This is a genomic window from Mesorhizobium sp. WSM4312 (genome assembly GCF_002294875.1).
Taxonomy (GTDB): domain Bacteria; phylum Pseudomonadota; class Alphaproteobacteria; order Rhizobiales; family Rhizobiaceae; genus Mesorhizobium.
This window is the reverse complement of record NZ_NSFU01000004.1, coordinates 293,503-310,278: the sequence shown is the minus strand read 5'-3', so window position 1 is coordinate 310,278 and position 16,776 is coordinate 293,503. Positions and strand designations below refer to the sequence as shown.

Below are 16,776 nucleotides of genomic sequence, written 5' to 3'. Positions count from 1 at the left end.
CTCAAAGTGTTTCGACGTTGCCGTCGACGCCGAGCGACTGGCCGGAAATGTTGATGCCCGCATCGGAGAGCAGGAACGCCACCATCGAGGCCACGTCATAGGGGCTGGTCATGCGGCGCAGCGAGATGTTCTGCAGATAGCGGCCCGTCATCTCCTCGTGGCTGATGCCGACCTGTTTGGCGCGCGCCGCGATGACGCTTTCGATGCGTGGCCCCTCGATGATGCCGGGCAGGATGGCATTGACCCTGATGCCGTGCGGCCCAAGCTCCTTGGCGAGGCTTTGCGTGAAACCGATGACGCCGAATTTGGCGGCCGAATAGGGCGTGCGGAACGCGTAGCCATGGCGGCCGGCCGCCGACGACATGGACACGATCGAGCCGCCGCCGGCTGCCTTGATCAGCGGTACGGCGCGCCTTGCGCAGAGGAACTGCCCTGTCAGGCAGATATCGATGCAGCGCCGCCAGTCATCCGGTTCGATCTCGTCGACACCGCCTGTCGGCCCGGCAATGCCGGCGTTGTTGATCAGCGCGTCGAGCCCGCCGAGTTTCTCCTTGACCGTCTCGAACAGCCGGTCGACGTCCTCGTCGCGCGAGACATCGGCCTTGACCGCCGCGACCAGGTCGATCTTGCCGGGAGCCGCGGCCAGCGCCTCGTCGGAGATGTCGCAGACGACGATGCGTGCGCCGAGCCGCGACAGCGTGTCGGCGATGGCGAAGCCGATGCCGCCGGCGCCCGCCGTCACCAGCACGCGCTGCCCTTTCAGCCCGGCCAGAAATTCGTCCGCCGATGCGGGTGCCTTTGCGCTCATCGTCCTGTCCTTTTCATTGCAGCCGCCGTTCGCGCAGCGCCATGACGGCGCCCAGAACGACCAGCCCGTAAAGAATTGCCCTGGTGGCGTAGGCAGCGTGGTGCCGGCCAGCAGCATCTGCAGCGCCGTCAAAAGCAGCACGCCGCCGAGCATGCCCGCGTCATTCGATGTCGGAGACCGTATCATCATTTGATCAACGATCAATGATGAAATATCTTACATCAAGACTGGGGCGCCGACGCTTGACGCGGCAGCCGGAACCCTGCATTCCGGGAACGAGTTATGGCGCGGCCTTTGCGCCGAAAGGTTGATGGAAATGGCCGGAGCGGCGTTCAGGAAGCCGGGTGTCGAGATCGTGCCCCTGTCCAAGGAGACCCTGCAGGACAGGGTCTATCGCCACGTCACCGAATTGATCCTCGACGGCAGCATCGTGCCTGGCGAGATGGTGACGGTGCAAAGCCTGGCCGACGCCTTCGGGGTCAGTCCTATGCCGGTCAGGGAGGCATTGCGGCGACTGACCGCGGCCAATGCCCTGATGGTCGTTTCAGGGCGCTCGATCGGCATTCCCGCACTCAGCCGCGCGCGCCTCATCGATCTCAGGAATGTCCGCTTCGAGATCGAGGCGATCGCCGCCGCCTGGGCGGCAGAGCGCATCGACGATCAGGGCATCGCGCAACTCGGCCAGCATCTGGCAGCGCTCGAACAGGCCAACGCGGCGGGAGACGTCAAATCCTATCTGCGCGCCAACTACGCCTTTCACTTCTCCATCTACCGCGCGGCCGGCTCGGAAAACATCCTCAACATCATCGAAAATCTGTGGCTGCAGATCAGTCCCTATTTCAACATGCTGCATGATTCCGGAAATTATTCGACCGCCAACGAGCATCACCAGGAGATGTTCGCGGCACTGCGCAACCGCGATGCCGAAGCCGTCCGCCAGGCCGTCCGCGCCGATATTGACGCCGCCTTCGACGTCCTGGTCGACCTGCTGAAATAGCACTGGGAATCCGGCTAAAACAGCGTCCGCTCATATCCTCCTCAAGCGCCGTTCGGAATTCCTGCTCGAACGATCGTTGAGGCGGTCAGAAGGTCATTCCAGCCTGCTGCTGATCCAGGGATAGCCCGTCTCGCCGCGGCAAAGGGCGCATTTTTCCCGTCAAGATAGTAGCCTCTGGAATTGCGACCCCAAATTAAGCTATGATGCGCTTGGCATTTCTTGCGGGCGGCTTCGCTCCCCCTTGAATGCCGGAGGAACGGGACATGGCCGTAGCGCTTGTACTCGTTTTGATCGTCGTGGGCTCGGTGTTGTTTCACCTCCTGAGCCCATGGTGGTGGACGCCGATTGCCTCGAACTGGGCCTATATCGACAACACCATCATCATCACTTTCTGGATCACCGGCGTCGTTTTCGCCGCCGTCGTGCTTTTCATGGCCTATTGCGTGTTCCGCTTCCGTCATCGGGAAGGCAATCGTGCTGCGTACGAACCGGAGAACAAGCGGCTCGAATCGTGGCTGACGATCGTCACCGCGGTTGGGGTCACGGCGCTACTGGTTCCCGGCCTGTTCGTCTGGAGCCGATTTGTTACCGTTCCACGCGACGCGACAGAGGTCGAGGTCATTGGCCAGCAATGGCAATGGAGTTTCCGCCTGCCCGGCAGGGACGGCAAGCTCGGTACATCAGACACGCGCGACGTCGGTGCCGACAATCCGCTGGGGGTCATCCCCAGCGATCCCAATGGTCAGGACGATGTCGTGGTCGCAGCGGCCGATCTGCATCTGCCGGTCGGCAAACCGGTCAAGATGCTGCTCCGCTCGATCGATGTGCTGCATGATTTCTATGTACCGGAATTCCGCGCCAAGATGGACATGATCCCGGGCTCGGTGACCTATTTCTGGTTCACCCCGACCAGGACCGGAACCTTCCAGGTCCTATGCGCCGAACTTTGCGGCCAGGGACATCCGATGATGCATGGCGTCGTGATGGTCGACACCCAGGAAGATTATGTCGCCTGGCTCGGCCAGCAGCAGACTTTTGCACAATTGTCGGCCCCCCAGAAGACGGGGTCGGCAGACGAGACGACGGGACAGACCGCGGCAGCGGGTCCCGAAATTGCAGCAGGGCTCGAAACGGTAGGGTCTCGCTGAAAAAAGGACACGGAGGTGTTCCTATGGTCGACATCACCCCTGCAGATGGCATCCCGCCGGCCGAAGTCGCGGAAGTAGAACTCTACCATCCGCACAGTTGGTGGACCAAATACGTCTTCTCGCAGGACGCCAAGGTCATCGCCGTCCAGTATTCGGCAACGGCAACAGCAATCGGCCTGGTCGCCCTGGTGCTGTCCTGGCTGATGCGACTGCAGCTTGGCTTTCCCGGCACGTTCGACTTCATCACCCCGGAGGCCTACTACCAGTTCATCACCATGCACGGCATGATCATGGTGATCTACCTGCTCACCGCCCTCTTCCTCGGCGGCTTTGGCAACTATCTGATCCCCCTGATGGTCGGCGCGCGCGACATGGTCTTTCCCTATGTCAACATGCTGAGCTACTGGATCTACCTGCTCGCCGTGCTGGTCCTGGTGTCGAGCTTCTTTGCGCCCGGCGGACCGACGGGCGCCGGCTGGACGCTCTATCCGCCGCAGGCCATCATGAGCGGGACGCCAGGCGGCCAGGACTGGGGCATCATCCTGATGCTCTCCTCGCTGATCCTGTTCATCATCGGCTTCACGATGGGTGGCCTCAACTATGTGGTGACCGTGCTGCAGGGTCGCACCCGCGGCATGACGATGATGCGCCTGCCGCTGACCGTCTGGGGCATCTTCACCGCGACCGTCATGGCCCTGCTTGCCTTTCCGGCGCTGTTCGTCGCCAGCGTGATGATGCTGCTTGACCGCGTGCTCGGCACCAGCTTCTTCATGCCGGCGATTTCCGAGATGGGCGAGCAGTTGCAACACAATGGCGGCAGCCCGATCCTGTTCCAGCACCTGTTCTGGTTCTTCGGCCATCCCGAGGTCTACATCGTGGCGCTGCCGGCGTTCGGCATCGTATCCGACCTGATCAGCACCCATGCACGCAAGAACATCTTCGGCTACCGGATGATGGTCTGGGCCATCGTCGGCATTGGCGCGCTGAGTTTCGTGGTCTGGGCGCACCACATGTATGTCAGCGGCATGCACCCTTATTTTGGCTTCTTCTTCGCCACCACAACGCTGATCATCGCCATTCCGACCGCCATCAAGGTCTATAATTGGGTGCTGACCCTGTGGCGCGGCGACATCCATCTCACCATACCCATGCTGTTCGCCCTGGCTTTCATCGTCACCTTCGTCAATGGCGGGCTGACCGGCCTGTTCCTCGGCAATGTCGTCGTCGATGTTCCGCTGTCCGACACGATGTTCGTCGTCGCCCATTTCCATATGGTCATGGGTGTCGCCCCGATCCTCGTGGTCTTTGGCGCGATCTACCATTGGTACCCGAAGGTCACCGGCCGGATGCTCCACGAAACGCTGGGCCGGTTCCATTTCTGGGTCACCTTCCTCGGCGCCTACCTGATTTTCTTCCCCATGCACTACCTCGGCTTGATGGGCGTGCCGCGGCGCTATGCCGAACTGACCGACATGACGATCATGACGGAGTCGGCCCATCACCTGAACTCTTTCATCAGCGTCATGGCCTTCATTGTCGGCTTCGCCCAGATGGTGTTCCTGTTCAACCTGATCTGGAGCATCCGCCATGGCCGCGAGGCCGGCGGCAATCCGTGGCGGGCCACGACCCTCGAATGGCAGACGCCGCAAACACCGCCGGCCCACGGCAATTTCGGCAAGGACCTGCCGATCGTCTATCGCTGGGCTTACGATTACAGCGTACCGGGTGCCAAGGAAGACTTCATCCCGCAGAACATGCCGGGCTCCTTCGGACCCTCAAGGGAGCCGGCATGAGCGTCATCCTGGTCTTCCTGCTCGTCATTGCCGGTTTTGCCGGATGGTGGCTTTCGCACCAGCGGCTGATGACGAAGCCATGGCTCGAGCAAGGTCTGGCCGGTGATTTTGTCGAGCTCGACCGGTCGGCCCTGCCAACAGCCAAGATAGGTCTCGGCGTTTTCCTTGCTGTCGTCGGCTGCCTGTTCGCGCTCTTCACCAGTGCTTATTTCATGCGGATGGCGGTGTCGGACTGGCAGCCGTTGCCCCTGCCGCGACTGCTCTGGCTCAACACCGGCGTGCTGGTCCTGAGCAGCGTCGCCCTGCAATGCACTTCGGTGGCGGCGCGCAGGGGTCAGATCGACACTGTCAGGCTCGGCCTTGCCACGGCCGGGCTCACCGCGCTCGCCTTCCTGGTCGGTCAGTTCATGGCATGGCGGCAACTGACCGCCGACGGCTATTTCCTGGCCTCCAATCCGGCCAACAGCTTCTTTTACCTGATAACCGGTATGCATGGCCTGCACGTCTTGGGAGGGCTGGTGGGTCTGGGCAGGACGACCACGAGCGCCTGGACTGGAGCGCGGCCGGAACGGCTTCGCCTCGGCGTGGAACTATGCGCCATGTACTGGCATTTCCTGCTCTTCGTCTGGCTTGCCATCTTCGCGTTGCTGGCCGGCTGGGCCGCGACGTTCATCGACATTTGCCGGGAGTTGCTGACCTAAAGGGGATCAAGCGGATGGCAGAGACACTGACACATATCGGCCATACGGAGCCACGGCCTACAGGCTGGCGAGGCATTGCCGCCGATTGGTCCTCGGATCAGCGTGCGTTCAAGAACGTGTCCTGGGGCAAGGCCATGATGTGGATATTCCTGCTCAGCGACACCTTCATCTTCGGCTGCTTCCTGCTCTCCTACATGACCGCGCGCATTTCGACACGGGTGCCGTGGCCCAATCCGAGCGAGGTCTTTGCGCTTCGTATCGGCGGCTCGGATATCCCGCTGATCCTTATTGCCATCATGACCTTCGTGCTGATCTCCAGCAGCGGAACAATGGCCATGGCGGTCAACTTCGGCTATCGCCACGACCGCCGCAAGACGGCCATCCTCATGCTTCTGACCGCGGCACTCGGCGCGACCTTTGTCGGCATGCAAGCCTTCGAATGGACAAAGCTGATCACTGAAGGGGTGCGACCCTGGGGTAATCCCTGGGGTGCCGCACAATTCGGGTCGTGTTTCTTCATGATCACCGGTTTCCACGGCACGCATGTGACGATTGGTGTGATCTTCCTGATCATCGTGGCGCGCAAAGTCTGGCGCGGAGACTACGACCTCGGACGGCGCGGCTTCTTCACCAGCCGCACCGGCCGCTACGAGAATGTCGAGATCATGGGGTTGTACTGGCACTTCGTCGATCTGGTCTGGGTGTTCATCTTCGCATTCTTCTATCTTTGGTGAGAGGCAGACATGGCTGAAGCAACCGCAAACGGCCTAGGACAACACGCACTTCATGCGGCAGCGCCGGCGGCCGTCGCCCGTGCCGACGTGCATCAGCAACATCCGATCAAGCTCTATCTGGTGGTCTGGGCGTGGCTGTTCATCCTCAGCACCTGTTCCTACCTGGTCGACTATTTCGGCCTCCACGGCTATCTCAGATGGTCGCTGATCCTGATCTTCATGATCCTCAAGGCAGGGCTGATCGTCGCTGTCTTCATGCACATGGCCTGGGAACGACTGGCGCTGGCCTATGCGATCATCCTGCCGCCGATACTGGTGCTGGTGTTCGTGACAATGATGGTCTTCGAAGCCGACTACACGCTTTTCACCCGGCTGGCATTTTTCGGAGCCGGACCCTGAGGCACGAACCGCATTCAGATCTTGCCGCCGCGCCTCGAACCATCAGCAGCTGGTCTATTTTAGTATCGGAAACGACATAAGGAGAATGACTGCCCTCGTTTCCCCACCCGTCGCGAACTCCGGCAAAGGGAGGCCAAGATGACGATCGCTACCAGACTGAAGGACTTTATCGACAGGAAGGGAATTTCATACGACACAGTCGCCCACCATCGCACGTCCACCAGCAGACAGTCCGCCATCGCGGCGCATGTACCCGGCAGCATAGTGGCCAAATCGGTCGTTGTTCACCACGAGCTCGGCTATGCGTTGGCCGTGGTTCCCAGCACGCACAGGATCGAGCTCGGCACATTGCAAGACGTCATGGACAAGCGTCTCGGACTGGCCTCCGAAGACGAGGTGACTTCGCTCTTCGCTGATTGCGATACCGGCGCCATTCCGCCGATCGGAGCCCCCTACGACGTGCCGGTGATTGTCGATGACAGCCTTGGTGATGCCGCCGACATCTACTTCGAAGGCGGCGACCACAGAACGCTGGTGCATGTCAGCGGCGAGGATTTCCGCAACTTGACGATGGGCGCATACCGCGCCCGCTTCAGCCACCGGGCTTACTGACGGCTTCGATCAAACCCGCACCGGCATCCTGAGCAATCCAGGAAAAGTGTGATCGGTTTTCCGTCCGGAATTGCGTTAAAACAAAGAGATAGAGCATTTTACCGTTTCCATGAAACGGTAAAATGCTCTGGCCGGTGCGGTGAAGCAAAACGTCCTTAACTCGTCGGTCTGGCGGGCGACTCCACAACCTTGCGGTAGACATGCCAGGTGGCATGGCCGAGGATCGGCAACACGACGGCGAGCCCGACGAACACCGGCAGCGAGCCAATGATCAGGCCGACGGCGACGATCAGCCCCCAGACAGCCATCACGATCGGGTTCGCCAGGACCGCACGCACCGAGGTGTGGATCGCTTCATAGGCACCGACATCGCGGTCGAGCAACAATGGGAAGGCGACGACCGTCGTGCACAACACCACCACGGCAAAGACAAAGCCGATGGCGTGCCCCAATATGATCAGCGTCCAGCCGCGTCCCGTGGCAAATATCGCGTTGATGAAGCTGGATATCGATTCCGGCGGAGCCGGGCCGAAAAGATATTCGTAGAATATCTTCGCCGTCAAAAGCCACGTGATGAAGATTGCAAACAGCATGATCCCGACCGCCGCGATGGCCGGCAGCGCCGGAGAATTCCTGACCTCGAAAGCGTGCCTCCAGGAGGTGTCGAGCCCGGCTTCCCGTCTACGGCTGATTTCATAGAGGCCTATCGCCGCGAATGGGCCAACCAGCGCAAAGCCAGAAACCAGCGGAAACAACAACGGTAAGGCATTGGCGCCTGAAGTCCAGGCGGCGAGCACGACGCCCACGAGCGGATAGATCAGGCAGAGAAAGATGATATGCGACGGTTTGACCATGAAATCATCGACGCCCCGCCTGAGCGCGTCAAAAAGGTCGGAAACAGAGATTTTTCGAATTTTGGTATGTTCCAGCGTCTCGCTGGCGCCTGCTATCACATGAAAGCTTGCCATGACCGTTCCTCCAGACCGGGTCCGGAAAGGTCGCGATTTAGCGGTGCTGACGTTTGCGTGACTGGCCACGCAAAACCGCGACCTGCACCGCCACCAATATACTCTCTTGTGAGGGACTTGTCGCCCGTTGTTGGGCCGCATGGCTGGCTCTGGAAACCCTTCTTCGATATGCTCATGCTGCGCCGCATGTCTCTTTTTGGGGCACGTAAAGGCGCTGGACCACTTGGATCCTTTGCGAACCGGAGAGCGGCGCAGCAGAGTCGATCCCGATCCTCAGGACCATGCACTGGGTCGAAGGCGAAGGTCATGGACGCAAGGACGCTTCTCATAGTCGGCCTTGGCATAATCATTCTGCTGTTGCTGGGATTCTGTGCGCTGCCATCGTGACGGCACTGCGCCGTCTTCGGCACGGCACTCGCCGGCCGGCCAGAGCGGTTCGCGGATGGCGATCTGCGCTCAGATCCCGGCTGAGAGCAGCGCGCGCATGGCAATGGTGTCGGCAAGCAGCGCGGCGAAGCTCGCGAAAAGATAGAGGATCGAATAGGCAAACAGCGCCTTGGCAGGTTTCAGCTCCGTTTCGGAAGCGGCCAGAACCTTCCATGAATGCCAGATGAAACCGACGCCCAATGCGGCCGAGGCGATTCCGTAGTAGCCGCTGGTGTATCCGAAGAGCCAAGGCAGCACGCCGACCGGCGCCAGAAGCAAGGCATAGACAAGGATTTGCCTACGCGTCGAAGCAGGGCCGGCCACATTCGGCATCATCGGAATGCCGGCAGCGGCGTAGTCGCCAACCTTGAACAGCGCCAGCGCCCAGAAATGCGGCGGCGTCCACAGAAAGATGATCAGAAACAGGATGAGGCTTTCGATGCCGACGGCGCCGGTTGCGGCCGCCCAGCCAATGACAGGAGGGAGGGCACCAGCCGCGCCGCCGATGACGATGTTCTGCGGTGTCGAGCGCTTCAGCCACATCGTGTAGATGACGATGTAGAAGAAGATGGTGAAGGCCAGCAGCGATGCGGCAAGCCAGCCTACCAGTACGCCGAGTGTCATGACCGAAAGCGCGGAAAGCACAAGGCCGAAGCCGAGAGCTTCGCCCGGCGCGACGCGGCCCGACGGAACCGGCCGTCTTGACGTGCGCGACATCAGCGCGTCGATGTCTGCGTCATACCACATGTTGAGGGCCCCCGCCGCTCCTGCTCCGATCGCAATCGAACCGATTGCGATCACGGCGATGACCGGATTCATCGCGCCAGGCGCCACCATCAGGCCTACGAAAGCGGTGAATACGGCAAGCGCCATGACCCGTGGCTTCAAAAGCGCGAAGAAATCGGCCGCCGTCGCTTCCGAAAGGCGGATGGAGGTATCCTTGAGGGGGCTTTCCCTAGTCGACATCTCGGACGACCACCGATGGGTGGCGAGGGGGCCAGGTCACTTGGAGAAGGTTTTCAGATAGGCAATGACGTTGGCCACGTCCGCATCGTTCTTGAGGCCGGGAAACGTCATTTTGGTGCCTTTGACCATGGCCTTGGGATCGTGAAGGTAGGTCGTCAGCGTTGGCTCGTCCCATTTGACGCCGGATTTGCCGGCCGCAATCATGGCATCGGAGTATTTAAAATCCGGATGAGTACCGGCCGTGCGACCGATGACGCCGTGCAGCGATGGACCGATCTTGTTCTTGTCCTCGTTTGCGATGTGGCAGACTTGGCATTTGGTGAAGACCTTCTCACCAGCCGCGGCATCCTGTGCCTGCGACGGATGCGCGATGAAGATCGTAACGGACACCCCAGCAAAAAACGCTATAGCGCGCATGGCATTTCCTCCCTGATCGCCATTTATGCCTCGGACGATCGCGCCTTGGGCAGAATATCTCTCCCCAGTGGAATTGCGGTACAAACATACCATGGAATCCAGGCGGCGGGTAGAAAAAGCCAAGCATTGCGAAGGTTTAGAACCCAGCCACGCTCAAGGCGGATCGGTCCGGCAGCTTCCGGCGATCTGCTCAACCGCCTCTTCGAGCCCCGCAAGGTCGAAATCCGCCTGGCCGCGGCCTGACAACAAGCCGAACCGCCATGAAAGCGACAGCCGGCTTGCGGGAACAAGGCGCTTGATGCCGTCGGCGCCGTCGCGCACCAGCATTCGGCCGCGCGATCCGACCGACCAGCTCTCGTCGAACTTGCCGCCGTCGTCAACAGTGACGGACATGGTGATCTTGCGGCTGGCCGAAACCCCGTCATTCAACTGCAGCCATTCGGTCCAGCGCGGTTCTCCGTCTGCCCGGCAGGCAATGGTCAACACCGGGCTGTAACTCAAGGCACCGCCACCCGTGATCAGCTTGTTGGTGCCATGAAGCGAAGCGGTGACAAGGCCATCATCGTCCGTTCCGAAGCGCCACTCGCCGGCAAGCGCGCCGGCCTGGGCAACATCGCAGGCGAAGGCCAGAACGAGCGCCAGGGCGACGGGACGCCCCTTTTCGAAGAATAGGCTCAACGCCCCCTCCAGGAACCACACGGTTTGCAACAGCAGCGCAGATAATGCTCAACGCCAGGTATCGCCAAGTGCCATTTCCCGCAAAGCGAATCGGCTGTTGCAGTTTCGCAACGAAAAAGGCCGCCTCGAGGGCGGCCTTCGTCGATTCCATCAAGCTCGGGACTTATTCGGCGTCCTTGGCGGCCTTTTTCTTCGGCGCGGCCTTCTTCTTCGGCTCTTCCGCCTCGTCGCCGGCCTCGCTCGCCTTGGCTTCAGCCTTCTTGGCCGCGGCCTTCTTCGCGGGCTTCGCCTTGGTCGTGGTTTCCGCGTCCTCGTCGTCGGCCATCAGCTCTTCCTTGCTGACCTTGACGTCGGTGACCGAGATCTGGCCGAGAAGGTGGTCGACGACCTTCTCCTCGAACATCGGCGCGCGCAGCGCATTCAGCGCCTCGGGGTTGCTGCGGTAGAACTCGAAAGCTTCCTGCTGCTGGTTGGCCGGGAAGCGGCGAACCTGCTCGAACAGGCCACGCTGCAATTCCTCGTCCGATACGGTGACACCGGCCTTCTCGCCGATCTCCGCCAGCACCAGGCCGAGACGCACCCGGCGTTCGGCAAGACGCTGATATTCGGCGCGGGCTTCTTCTTCGGTCGTCTCTTCGTCGGCGAAGGTGCGGCCGGCGGCCTCCAGGTCGCGGGTGACCTGAGCCCAGATGTTGTTGAACTCGGCCTCGATGAGCTTCGACGGCGCTTCGAACAAATAGGCGGCATCGAGCTGGTCGAGCAGCTGGCGCTTAACCTTCTGGCGCGTCATCGAGCCGAACTGGTTCTCGATCTGGCCGCGCACGATCTCACGCAGGCGCTCCAGCGATTCCAAGCCAAGGTTCTTGGCGGTCTCGTCGTTGATTTCCAGCTCGCCCGGCTTCGACACTTCCTTGACGGTGACGTCGAACGTGGCTTCCTTGCCGGCCAGATGTGCGGCCTGGTAGTTTTCCGGGAAGGTCACGGTGACCTGCTTTTCGTCACCGGCCTTGGTGCCGATAAGCTGGTCCTCGAAGCCAGGAATGAATTCCTTGGAGCCCAGCACCAACGGCTGGTCGGTGCCGGCGCCGCCGGCAAAGGCCTCACCATCGATCTTGCCGACATAGTCGATGCTGACGCGGTCGCCTTCGGCGGCCTTGCCGGTCTTCGGCTCATAGCTGCGTGCCGATTCGGCAACGCGCTTGACCTGGTCGTCGATCTCGGCCTCCGGTACGTCGAACACCTGACGCGTCACCTTGATATCGGAGAAATCCTTGATCTCGATCGCCGGGATGACCTCATAGTTGAGGCGGAACTCGAAGTCGGTCCCGCCGGCCAGGATCTTCTCGGCTTCCTTCTCGTCCTCGGTCATGATGACTTCGGGCTGCATGGCGGCCTTTTCGCCGCGGCCCGTAATGATCGAACGGGTGGAGTCGTTGAGGATCTCGTTGACCACTTCGGCCATGAACGACTTGCCATAGACCTTGCGCAGGTGCTGCACCGGCACCTTGCCCGGCCGGAAGCCGTTGATGCGAACCTTGTTGCGCGCGTCCGAGAGCCTCGCCATCAGCTTGGCTTCCATGTCACCGGCCGGCACGGTGATCTTGATCTCGCGCTTGAGACCGGAATTAAGCGTTTCGGTGACCTGCATCGTAAAACCTTTGTTTTCACCAATGAGACTGCCACGGCCTCTGCCGTTTACAGCCTGCCGGTATATTCTTGCCGGGAATGGCTTTTGGTACGGAACCTGGCGATTTGACCGAAATTACGGCTCAAACTCTCCCAAACTGCGTTCCAAAATGTGAATAAGTTCTTGTTTTTCCTACTTCTTATCACATTCTGCAGAAGCGGATCGTCGCGTCCCGTCACATTTGACACGCCTTTTGTCACAGGCGAGCCTAATTTTCAACAGTCTTCGCGCTTAGGCGAATAACCAACATTTCGGCCCTAGCCCACATCTCGTCTCTGACATCTCGTCTCCGACATTGACAGAATGATGGCTACATGGGATTGCCGGGCGATGCGGATGTGGCGGAACTGGTAGACGCCCTGGATTTAGGTTCCAGTGCCGAAAGGCGTGGGGGTTCGAGTCCCTTCATCCGCACCACCCTTCGCTCTGCGAGCTTCGGGTCGCAGGCCACCTGAAGCTCGCTAGATGCAAAGAGTCTCCTCGGAAGCTAGCTTCTGATGGCCTCGTCAAATGACCGCTATCGCATCGACCTCTATGAGGTAGCCTGGGGACATTATCGCCACCCCGACCACCACATTGGCTGGCTTGTGATCTCCAAACAGCGAAATCTGCGCTTCTTCGATGATCGGCACATGTTCGTCGCGCTTGTAGTCGACAATGTAGATCGTAATCTTGCAAACCTGCTCGGGCCGCGCGCCTGCCGCACTGAGCGCCCGGCCGAGATTGCCGAATGCCAGGCGCGCTTGCGCCGCAAAATCACCATGCCCAACCAGCTTGCCGTTTATGTCTTCGGGCTGCTGACCTGAGATGAATACCAGCTTGGATCCCGTCGCGACGACAACCTGTGTGTACATCTCTGGAACTGGCAGATCATCGGGGTTGATGAGTTCGAGCGACACTGGACAATCTCCTGCTTTGTTCGGCTGAAATCGATAGTGATGATCACCGCGCCGCTGGCACACAGGGCGACAGCGCCGGGCGCGTGACATCAACGGCACGGCCCCGCGCGAAATCTCCCAGGGCGACGACGCGCTGGCCAGCGCGCCGATTGGGGTCAACGCCATCAACACGGCTAACTCAGTGCATTTCGCATGGGGTGTCCGGCAATGATTGGTCAGTCGACAGCGTACTGTCAATTGATCCGGCCGGCGCGCGGTGGCGCATCCACATGTCGCCGGAGCATGCGGATTTGGCGGAACTGGTAGATGCCCTGGATTTAGGGTCCGGTGCCGAAAGACGTGGGGGTCCTTCATCTGCACCAATCTTTTCGGCGAATGGCCCCCACGTAATCCAACTTTCAAAGAAGGCTCTTGAAATAGCGCGTAGACAGGTTCTTATTGGCTGAAGGCAGGTTGGGGCTCTGTCAGTTTGTGCGTGTATTGTCTCTAGTTCTGGCGGTAGGGTCGATTGTAGCGGCGGCAACATCTCAGGTTGAGGCCCTAGAATACACGCCTGTTTCGTCTCCAGGGCAGCAGCCGTTTCTTGTTGTTTCCGGAGAGTTCAAAGACAATGAACCCCTGAACGCCTTTAGCAACGCGGTTGCGGGCAGCGGGGCCCGGATGATCGTATTCAACTCCCCCGGCGGCAACGTCGGCAGCGCGCTTCGGTTGGGGCGTATGATCCGCGCGGCGGGGTTGGATACGCTTCAGGTTCGCCAATTGCAGTGCGCTTCAGCCTGCTCACTGGCCTTCTTGGGTGGCGTCCACCGTGTTGCCGAACCAGGTACTATCGGCATTCATCGGGCTTGGTTGAAATGGACTGACGGGATTTCCAGAGAAGAAGCCAAGGCCCGTGTCGAGCTCGGAACGGCCGCAATCACATCCTATGTAGTCGAGATGGGAGTGGACCCCGAGCTGATTGAATTGGCGTCGAGCTATGACAAGCATGACATAAGATACCTATCGGCCAGCGAAATGGCAGAGTTGCGTGTGACCAATGTCGCAGCGAACCAATCGCCCGTGGATACGTCGCAGGTGTCGACGCGGCCAGATCCTGCGCCCGTGCCAGTGCCTGCACCCGACGCAAGGCAACAGGCGGAGAGCGCTGCGGTCGCCTTCGTCAAGGATCTGATCGAGCATCATGGCGACAACGACGATTTCGCTCTTGCTCAAGTTCAGGCGTCCTACGCTCGCACCGTCGACTATTATGGCAAGTTGACGAACCTGAGTTCGATCATTCAGGACAAGAGGAACTATTACCGGCGATGGCCTGAACGCATATATAACGTCCGCATTGACAGCATTGTGGTCACCTGTGCAAACGATCGCTGCATGGTTTCTGGCGTGTATGACTGGGTCGTGCGCAGCCCCTCGACACACAAGCAGGACAAAGGCGTAGCAGACTTTAGCTACACCATATCGACTGGCCCCTATCTCAAAATCATCGCCGAGACGAGTAGGGTCCGGAGTTGACCAGCGGAGTCCTCCATCCTGAGTCGGTGAACTCTCTTGCGAAAAATCTGTTCAGCTATTTCGCATAGTGGCACTCGCCCCTCCCGGTGGGCACCACAGTTGATACAAAGTGAGTCCATTCCGGTGCCGCGCTGCCGCAACGCTTGTACGGCAAGGCCTTACACTGATTTAGAGGCGTCTGGTCTTGCTTCGCACCGATAACCGGCATCCATCGTTATTAATATAGCGGTTCCTCGAATAGCGTCTTGTCGCCGTCGACCAATGCCTTGATCTGCGCGGTGCCGTCGCTGGCGAGCGCAAGCCTTATGCCGAACGGGCGCACCCGCATGTCGCTCTGGATCGCCATCCCCTCGCCTTCCGGCAGGTAGAACCGCTCGATGCCGTAGTCCGGCGCGATGGTCATGCCCTCGCTGCGCAGATCCCAGCCTTCGGCGACATGGCCTGCAATATCAGCCTCGTCGGCAGCGGTCGGCGCCGGCGCCTTGCCGAACCAGGCGGTGGTCGGCGTCCAATAGCCGTCAGCACCCTTTTTCAGGCGGACCACGATCGACGTATCGTCGCTGGAGAATTTGCCGGCGGGAATGTTGGCGATCATTTTCACCGGAATGCGCGAAATCGCGTAGCCGAGGATGATGTAGTCGCCGCGCAGCAGATCGCGCGGATCGACGGGTTCGATCCTCAGCAGCACTTCCTTGCCGTTGCGCAGGATCGCCGCCCGGCCGGCGATGATCCAGCTCAGGAAGCCGATCTGGACGAGCGCCAGCACCAGCGCCGAGATAACAAGCCTCTTTCCGATCATCATGCGGTGGCTCCCCCCGTTGCCGGACCCTTCATGCGTTTTTCGACGCGAATGATGATGATCGCCAGGATGCCGAGCAGCACCGCGGCGGCAAGGAAGAAGCCGGCCGTGTCGAGCATGGACTGCAAGGTCACGACATAGATCATGGCGAGTTCGAAGGCGAAGCCGAGATAGGCAAGCCAGCGCAGGCCACGGCTCTCCCGTCCCGCCAGCACGATGGCGGCGACGATGCCGGCCAGCGCGACGACCGAGGCAATGGCGAAACCGCTGTTGTAAGTACTTTCGTCGGCCAGTTCGAACTGGATGATGGCCAGCCCGGTAAGAAAGGCGAGCAGCGCATGCAGGGGCAAGCGGCCGCCGAGTTGCACGATCCTGTCGACAGGTTCCGGTGCGAAGACAGAAGCCGCGAAGAGCACGGCGGAGACGATGACCAGAGGGATCGCCACCGGCAGCGTCGCGTGATTCCCGGCCAACAGCACGAGATAGAAGAGCAGCGACAGGATGATCAGATGCCGCGCGGCCTGGCTGCGGGTCCAGAACGAGACGGCAAACAGCACGATGGCCATGACGACGAAGGCATGCGGAAACTCGCTGCGGCTGTAATAGTCGAACCCCTTCAGGAACAGCCAGGCGTCGGCGATGCCGACCGAAGCGACGGTCAGCGGGTTCGACCGCAGCGCGACCGCCGCCAGCGCCGTTCCGGCGCCCCAGGTGACCAGCGCGGAAGCCTCGTCGCCGGACAGATGGTACATCTGGCCGATCAGCGCGATCGAACCGCCAAAGGCAGCCGCCGCCACGATCCACAGGGCTTCGCCGATCGCCGCATGGTCGCGCGTCTTCAGCACCGCGCCGCCGACATAACAGCCAAGGATGATGGCAAACAGCGCCGCGACCCGCGCCAGCCGCGGAATGGCATCCCAGTTGGCAGCGACGAAGATCAGGATGGCCGCGCCGAACAGCAGGGCCGCCATCATGGCCAGGATCGAACCGAAGCTCAGCGACTTGCGCGTATTCGCCTCGACGTCTCGCGTCAGGGCGTCGGCCGTCGCGGCGTCGATCAGGCCTGCCTGGAGCCACCGCACAATGTCGGATCTGACCCGTGTCGAATAGCCCGCCATGTCCTGCATCCCCCGCTAGGTCGTTTTTTTAACCGAACCAGCCAAACCGTTGACGTCACGGCACTTTCCGATTCTGGCTTCTTTGTGTCGGGTCCATGAAGGCGCGTTAATGTT

General features: G+C 60.6%; 17 protein-coding genes and 1 tRNA gene. 9 read left to right on the top strand and 9 right to left on the bottom strand.

Annotated features, from left to right (window positions below; translation table 11 throughout):
• Position 1: 1 nt before the first annotated feature.
• A complete protein-coding gene (locus tag CK228_RS08560; RefSeq protein WP_095772833.1) occupies positions 2 to 808 on the bottom strand; it encodes an SDR family oxidoreductase in 807 nt (268 codons plus the stop codon).
• A gap of 316 nt (positions 809 to 1,124) precedes the next feature.
• Between CK228_RS08560 and CK228_RS08555 the strand changes: the two genes are divergently transcribed.
• The 7 genes from CK228_RS08555 to CK228_RS08525 all read left to right on the top strand — a co-directional run bounded on the left by CK228_RS08555 (position 1,125) and on the right by CK228_RS08525 (position 7,192).
• Positions 1,125 to 1,805 carry a GntR family transcriptional regulator gene (locus tag CK228_RS08555; RefSeq protein ID WP_095787587.1) on the top strand — a complete coding sequence of 227 codons (681 nt, stop codon included), beginning with the start codon at positions 1,125 to 1,127 and terminating at the stop codon, positions 1,803 to 1,805.
• A gap of 263 nt (positions 1,806 to 2,068) precedes the next feature.
• Positions 2,069 to 2,953, top strand: coding sequence for a cytochrome c oxidase subunit II (gene coxB, locus CK228_RS08550; RefSeq protein ID WP_095773090.1), 885 nt, complete (start codon positions 2,069 to 2,071; stop codon positions 2,951 to 2,953).
• Between the two features lie 23 nt (positions 2,954 to 2,976).
• Entirely contained in the window at positions 2,977 to 4,746 is a 1,770-nt protein-coding gene (gene ctaD / locus CK228_RS08545) for a cytochrome c oxidase subunit I (protein WP_095772834.1), read from the top strand.
• On the top strand, positions 4,743 to 5,447 hold the full coding sequence (locus tag CK228_RS08540; protein WP_095787521.1) for a cytochrome c oxidase subunit 3: 705 nt from the start codon (positions 4,743 to 4,745) through the stop codon (positions 5,445 to 5,447). Before ctaD ends, CK228_RS08540 begins: the two co-directional genes overlap by 4 nt.
• Before the next feature lie 14 nt (positions 5,448 to 5,461).
• A complete protein-coding gene (locus CK228_RS08535) occupies positions 5,462 to 6,181 on the top strand; it encodes a heme-copper oxidase subunit III family protein (protein WP_095772836.1) in 720 nt (239 codons plus the stop codon).
• A 9-nt stretch (positions 6,182 to 6,190) separates the two neighbouring features.
• Positions 6,191 to 6,580, top strand: a complete 390-nt coding sequence (locus CK228_RS08530; protein WP_095772837.1) for a cytochrome C oxidase subunit IV family protein — start codon at positions 6,191 to 6,193, stop codon at positions 6,578 to 6,580.
• Positions 6,581 to 6,718: 138 nt separating this feature from the next.
• Complete coding sequence (locus tag CK228_RS08525; RefSeq protein ID WP_095772838.1) at positions 6,719 to 7,192, top strand: aminoacyl-tRNA deacylase; 474 nt, start codon at positions 6,719 to 6,721, stop codon at positions 7,190 to 7,192.
• Between the two features lie 155 nt (positions 7,193 to 7,347).
• Here CK228_RS08525 and CK228_RS08520 read toward each other — a convergent pair whose 3' ends face one another.
• The 5 genes from CK228_RS08520 to tig form a co-directional block, all read right to left on the bottom strand.
• On the bottom strand, positions 7,348 to 8,160 hold the full coding sequence (locus CK228_RS08520; RefSeq protein ID WP_095772839.1) for a DUF2189 domain-containing protein: 813 nt from the start codon (positions 8,158 to 8,160) through the stop codon (positions 7,348 to 7,350).
• Positions 8,161 to 8,616: 456 nt separating this feature from the next.
• Positions 8,617 to 9,552 carry a heme o synthase gene (locus CK228_RS08515; protein ID WP_095787520.1) on the bottom strand — a complete coding sequence of 312 codons (936 nt, stop codon included), beginning with the start codon at positions 9,550 to 9,552 and terminating at the stop codon, positions 8,617 to 8,619.
• A gap of 36 nt (positions 9,553 to 9,588) precedes the next feature.
• Entirely contained in the window at positions 9,589 to 9,969 is a 381-nt protein-coding gene (locus CK228_RS08510; RefSeq protein ID WP_027046909.1) for a cytochrome c family protein, read from the bottom strand.
• Positions 9,970 to 10,122: 153 nt separating this feature from the next.
• A complete protein-coding gene (locus tag CK228_RS08505; protein ID WP_095787519.1) occupies positions 10,123 to 10,647 on the bottom strand; it encodes a hypothetical protein in 525 nt (174 codons plus the stop codon).
• A gap of 163 nt (positions 10,648 to 10,810) precedes the next feature.
• Positions 10,811 to 12,295, bottom strand: coding sequence for a trigger factor (gene tig, locus CK228_RS08500; RefSeq protein WP_095787518.1), 1,485 nt, complete (start codon positions 12,293 to 12,295; stop codon positions 10,811 to 10,813).
• A 371-nt stretch (positions 12,296 to 12,666) separates the two neighbouring features.
• On the opposite strand from tig, the gene CK228_RS08495 reads away from it, so the two are divergent.
• A tRNA-Leu gene (locus CK228_RS08495) sits at positions 12,667 to 12,751 on the top strand.
• An 89-nt stretch (positions 12,752 to 12,840) separates the two neighbouring features.
• Here CK228_RS08495 and CK228_RS08490 read toward each other — a convergent pair.
• Positions 12,841 to 13,233 carry a RidA family protein gene (locus CK228_RS08490; protein ID WP_095787517.1) on the bottom strand — a complete coding sequence of 131 codons (393 nt, stop codon included), beginning with the start codon at positions 13,231 to 13,233 and terminating at the stop codon, positions 12,841 to 12,843.
• 438 nt (positions 13,234 to 13,671) lie between these two features.
• Here CK228_RS08490 and CK228_RS08485 point away from each other — a divergent pair, with 438 nt between their 5' ends.
• Positions 13,672 to 14,745 (top strand): hypothetical protein, encoded by a 1,074-nt coding sequence (locus CK228_RS08485; protein WP_143750541.1) that lies wholly within the window; start codon positions 13,672 to 13,674, stop codon positions 14,743 to 14,745.
• A 217-nt stretch (positions 14,746 to 14,962) separates the two neighbouring features.
• Here the strand turns inward: CK228_RS08485 and CK228_RS08480 are convergent, their stop codons facing one another.
• Complete coding sequence (locus CK228_RS08480) at positions 14,963 to 15,547, bottom strand: GDYXXLXY domain-containing protein (protein ID WP_095787515.1); 585 nt, start codon at positions 15,545 to 15,547, stop codon at positions 14,963 to 14,965.
• Positions 15,544 to 16,662, bottom strand: coding sequence for a DUF2157 domain-containing protein (locus CK228_RS08475; RefSeq protein ID WP_095787586.1), 1,119 nt, complete (start codon positions 16,660 to 16,662; stop codon positions 15,544 to 15,546). Before CK228_RS08475 ends, CK228_RS08480 begins: the two co-directional genes overlap by 4 nt.
• Between the last annotated feature and the right edge of the window lie 114 nt (positions 16,663 to 16,776).